4 protein-coding genes are annotated in these 4,257 nt (G+C 40.7%); 2 read left to right on the top strand and 2 right to left on the bottom strand.

Going from position 1 to position 4,257, the window contains the following annotated elements; translation table 11 throughout:
• Positions 1-35: 35 nt before the first annotated feature.
• Together HT723_RS10715 and rsmG are read right to left on the bottom strand one after the other, a co-directional pair.
• A complete protein-coding gene (locus HT723_RS10715) occupies positions 36-1,319 on the bottom strand; it encodes a solute carrier family 23 protein (protein ID WP_171039201.1) in 1,284 nt (427 codons plus the stop codon).
• A 350-nt stretch (positions 1,320-1,669) separates the two neighbouring features.
• Positions 1,670-2,383 (bottom strand): 16S rRNA (guanine(527)-N(7))-methyltransferase RsmG, encoded by a 714-nt coding sequence (rsmG, locus tag HT723_RS10720; protein WP_172935178.1) that lies wholly within the window; start codon positions 2,381-2,383, stop codon positions 1,670-1,672.
• 93 nt (positions 2,384-2,476) lie between these two features.
• On the opposite strand from rsmG, the gene HT723_RS10725 reads away from it, so the two are divergent.
• Positions 2,477-3,037, top strand: coding sequence for a LemA family protein (locus HT723_RS10725; RefSeq protein ID WP_050108063.1), 561 nt, complete (start codon positions 2,477-2,479; stop codon positions 3,035-3,037).
• 1 nt (position 3,038) lies between these two features.
• On the top strand, positions 3,039-3,938 hold the full coding sequence (gene htpX / locus HT723_RS10730; RefSeq protein WP_172935179.1) for a zinc metalloprotease HtpX: 900 nt from the start codon (positions 3,039-3,041) through the stop codon (positions 3,936-3,938).
• The last annotated feature ends 319 nt before the right edge of the window (positions 3,939-4,257 follow it).

Raw genomic sequence — 4,257 nt, forward strand, 5'->3', positions numbered from 1 at the left:
ACGTTGACGTGGTTTGAAGAGATTTTCGAAGAGTATTAGTCTTTATTTTCGTATGGCAAGATCAAGTTCAAGATGATTCCTGTCATGGCTGAAAGAGCAGTACCTGAAAGTGTAACTGGACCAAGTTTAAGGACAGCTCCTCCAAGTCCAAGAACCAACATAGCACTTGCGATGATGAGGTTTCGCATTTGAGCGAAATCAACACGTTCTTTAATCAAGACTTTCAAACCATTGCTGGCGATAACCCCATAGAGAAGGATTGACATACCACCAAGTACAGCATTTGGAATAGTTGAAATCAAGGCAGTGAATTTACCAAGGAAGCTGAGGGCAATCGCGATAAAGGCAGCGTTACGGATAACTGAGACAGAAGCGATACGAGTCATACCGATAACCCCTGTATTTTCTCCGTAAGTTGTATTGGCTGGTCCACCAAGGAAGGCAGAAACAGAAGTTGCGATACCGTCACCAAGAAGAGTACGGTGAAGACCTGGTTCTTTTAAGAATTGACGGCCACAGATTTGACCCAAAACAGTATGGTCTCCGATATGTTCAGAAATTGTTACGATAGCGATTGGCAAGATAGCGATGGCTTCTGGACCAAAGTAAAGATTGTATTCTTTAAAGGCACCACCTGTGTTAAATGGCAAGTAGAAACCAGGAATTTCAAACCAGTTAGCTTTAAGAACTGGTGTAAAGTCAACCAAGCCAAGAGTTAGTGCGAAGAGGTAACCACCGATAATGGCAAAGAGAAATGGAATGATTCGTAGGAATCCTTTTCCCTTTGTATTGATAAAGGCAGCAATCAAGAAAGTAACAACTGCTACAAGAGCATTTTTCCAGTTTCCATCAGCTACAAGACCAGCGTTGGTAACAGCTGAACCTGCAAGTCCAAGACCGATAACGATAATCATAGGTCCGATGATGATTGGTGGCAAGAGTTTATCAATCCATTTTGTTCCTACAAATCGGATGCTGGTAGCAACAAGGACATAGACCAAACCAGTCAAGATAACTCCAGTTTGAGCAGCAGATATATCTCCTCCCATTTCCTTCATAGCTAGTGACATAGCTGTGATAAAGGCGAATGAAGAACCTAGATAAACTGGAACTTTAAAACCAGTTGAAATCATGTAGATGAGTGTTCCAACACCTGAAGCAAAAAGGGCAACAGATACAGGCATTCCCAAAATCAAGGGTACCAAGATGGTCGCACCAAACATGGCGAAAACGTGTTGGAAACTAAGGAGAATTCCTTTTCCAGCTGAAGGACGTTGGTCAACGTCTAGTAACAAATCAACAGTTGATTCTTGTTTCATATAAACCTCACTTTTGGGCATCAAAAAAGAGCCCATTATTTTACAGCAATAGGCCCTCAGAGTAAGACTTCTCTAAAATCTAAACTTTAAAGAGTTTCAAGTATTTCTGTGTCTTCGTCACCTCACGGGATGACATTAAAAACCTTTGCTTAGGATAGTATAGCAGAAAAAAATGATTTTGTAAATCATTTTTTCCCGAGCCTAAAAATAAGAGAGCGAGGTTGATTTTGTAAATCATTTTTTCCCGAGCCTAAAAATAAGAGAGCGAGGTTGATTTTGTAAATCATTTTTTCCCGAGCCTAAAAATAAGAGAGCGAGGATGACTTTGTAAACATTTTTTACTAAAAAATTTAAAGCGGGCGTTTATTTGGCATACCAGCCTTTCTTGGGTATTTGTTGGGCGTTTCTTTTTTCTTTTCTACCACTGTGATATAACGCGGATCTCCATTTGGTAGGGCGTAGCTGAGATTGTCTTCGACTTTACTAAAAAGGAGGTTGAGGGCATTCTTAGCTTCTAATAACTCCTCAGGCGCATTGCTGGCCTTGAGTGCCAATAGTTTACCACCAACTTTAAGGTAAGGAATTGTCAATTCAGACAAGACCTGCATACGGGCTACAGCACGAGCTGTTACAAAATCATACTGAGCACGGAAGTTCTTGTCTTGGGCAAAATCTTCGGCACGTCCATGGTAGAAATGAACATCGTCCAAATCCAGTTCTTGAGCTAAGAGTTGGAGGAAGTTGATACGTTTATTGAGCGAATCAATGATGGTCACATCTAACTGAGGATAGAGGATTTTCATTGGTAGACTAGGAAATCCTGCACCGGCTCCAATATCAAGCAATTTGATATTTTCATTGGGAATCAAGCCTTGCAGAATAGGTGCAATCGAATCGTAAAAATGTTTGAGATAAACTTCTTCTTTGTCCGTAATGGCTGTTAAATTAATCTTTTCATTCCACTCGACTAAGAGTTCAAAATAACGTTCAAATTGTTTTTTTTGCTGGTCCGAAAGTGGAAGATTTTGCTCGGCAAGCAAGTTGTAAAATGTTTCTGGTTTCATAGTTATTTCCTTCTTTAGTATCATCTTATTTTACCACAATCATTAAAAATTTGATATACTGGTACTAATCTAAAAGTAGAAAGGACTTATATCATGACTTGGATTATTCTTGGAGTTATCGCTCTTGTTGTTATTTTTGTGATTGTTAGCTATAACGGTTTGGTTAAGAATCGTATGCAAACAAAGGAGGCTTGGAGCCAAATTGATGTTCAGTTGAAACGTCGAAATGACCTCTTGCCAAACTTGATTGAGACTGTAAAAGGTTATGCTAAATATGAAGGTTCTACCCTTGAAAAGGTGGCAGAACTGCGTAACCAAGTGGCAGCAGCGACTTCACCAGCAGAAGCTATGAAAGCTAGTGATGCCCTCACTCGTCAGGTTGCAGGTATTTTTGCAGTTGCAGAAAGCTATCCAGATTTGAAGGCAAGCGCCAACTTTGTTAAATTGCAAGAGGAGTTGACAAACACAGAAAATAAAATTTCTTACTCTCGTCAACTCTACAACAGTGTTGTCAGCAACTACAATGTAAAATTAGAGACTTTCCCAAGCAACATTATCGCTGGAATGTTTGGATTTAAAGCAGCAGATTTCCTTCAAACACCAGAAGAGGAAAAGGCAGTTCCTAAGGTTGATTTTAGCGGTTTAGGTGACTAAGATGCTGTTTGATCAAATTGCAAGCAATAAACGAAAAACGTGGATTTTATTGCTGGTATTTTTCCTACTCTTAGCTCTTGTTGGTTATGCGGTTGGTTACCTCTTTATGCGGTCTGGGATTGGTGGTTTGGTTATCGCACTGATTATCGGCTTTATCTATGCCTTGTCCATGATTTTTCAATCAACAGAGATTGTCATGTCCATGAACGGGGCGCGTGAGATTGATGAACAAACGGCACCAGATCTCTACCACGTAGTGGAAGATATGGCTATGGTCGCTCAGATTCCTATGCCCCGTGTTTTCATCATTGATGATCCAGCCTTAAATGCCTTTGCGACAGGTTCTAACCCTCAAAATGCGGCGGTTGCTGCGACTTCAGGTCTACTAGCTATCATGAATCGTGAAGAACTAGAAGCTGTTATGGGACATGAAGTCAGTCATATTCGTAATTATGATATCCGTATTTCGACTATTGCAGTTGCCCTTGCTAGTGCTATCACCATGCTTTCTGGTATGGCAGGTCGTATGATGTGGTGGGGTGGAGCAGGTCGCAGACGAAGTGATGATGACCGAGATGGAAATGGTCTTGAAATCATTATGCTAGTGGTTTCCCTACTAGCTATTGTACTGGCACCTCTCGCTGCAACCTTGCTTCAGCTCGCTATTTCTCGTCAGAGGGAATTTCTGGCAGATGCATCTAGTGTCGAGCTGACTCGCAATCCCCAGGGAATGATTAATGCCCTAGATAAGTTGGACAATAGCAAACCTATGAGTCGCCACGTCGATGATGCTAGCAGTGCACTTTATATCAATGATCCTAAGAAAGGGGGAGGGTTCAAAAAACTCTTTTATACCCACCCACCTATCTCAGAACGGATTGAACGTTTAAAACATATGTAAAATGAAGGCTGGAAAAAGTCTTTAAAATCTGAAAAACGCATAATATCAGGTGTGAAAACTTGATATTATGCGTTTTATTATGGGAAGATTTACTTCTTTTTCTCCTAAAATTGTGTTTTTGCCCCACATATTTGCGATGTTGAAAATTTATCCCAAATCATTCATACCTCTCTCAACTAGATGTAACTTACCAAACCCCTGACCTCATGAGCCACTTTTTTCCTCCTTATGAGGTCAGTTTTACTTTCTGCTGTTCCAGTATCGTTTTTCCTCGCTAGATTTCCTCAAAAGGGCAGACTTCTCCCTTGGTGCGTCACAC

The organism is Streptococcus sp. 2106 (genome assembly GCF_013277315.1).
Lineage (GTDB): Bacteria > Bacillota > Bacilli > Lactobacillales > Streptococcaceae > Streptococcus > Streptococcus pseudopneumoniae.

Excerpts from the sequence above, each read along its gene's own strand:
- HT723_RS10715 (WP_171039201.1), bottom strand. The coding sequence starts at position 1,319 with ATGAAACAAGAATCAACTGTTGATTTGTTACTAGACGTTGACCAACGT.
- htpX (WP_172935179.1), top strand. The coding sequence starts at position 3,039 with ATGCTGTTTGATCAAATTGCAAGCAATAAACGAAAAACGTGGATTTTA.
- HT723_RS10725 (WP_050108063.1), top strand. The coding sequence starts at position 2,477 with ATGACTTGGATTATTCTTGGAGTTATCGCTCTTGTTGTTATTTTTGTG.
- rsmG (WP_172935178.1), bottom strand. The coding sequence starts at position 2,383 with ATGAAACCAGAAACATTTTACAACTTGCTTGCCGAGCAAAATCTTCCA.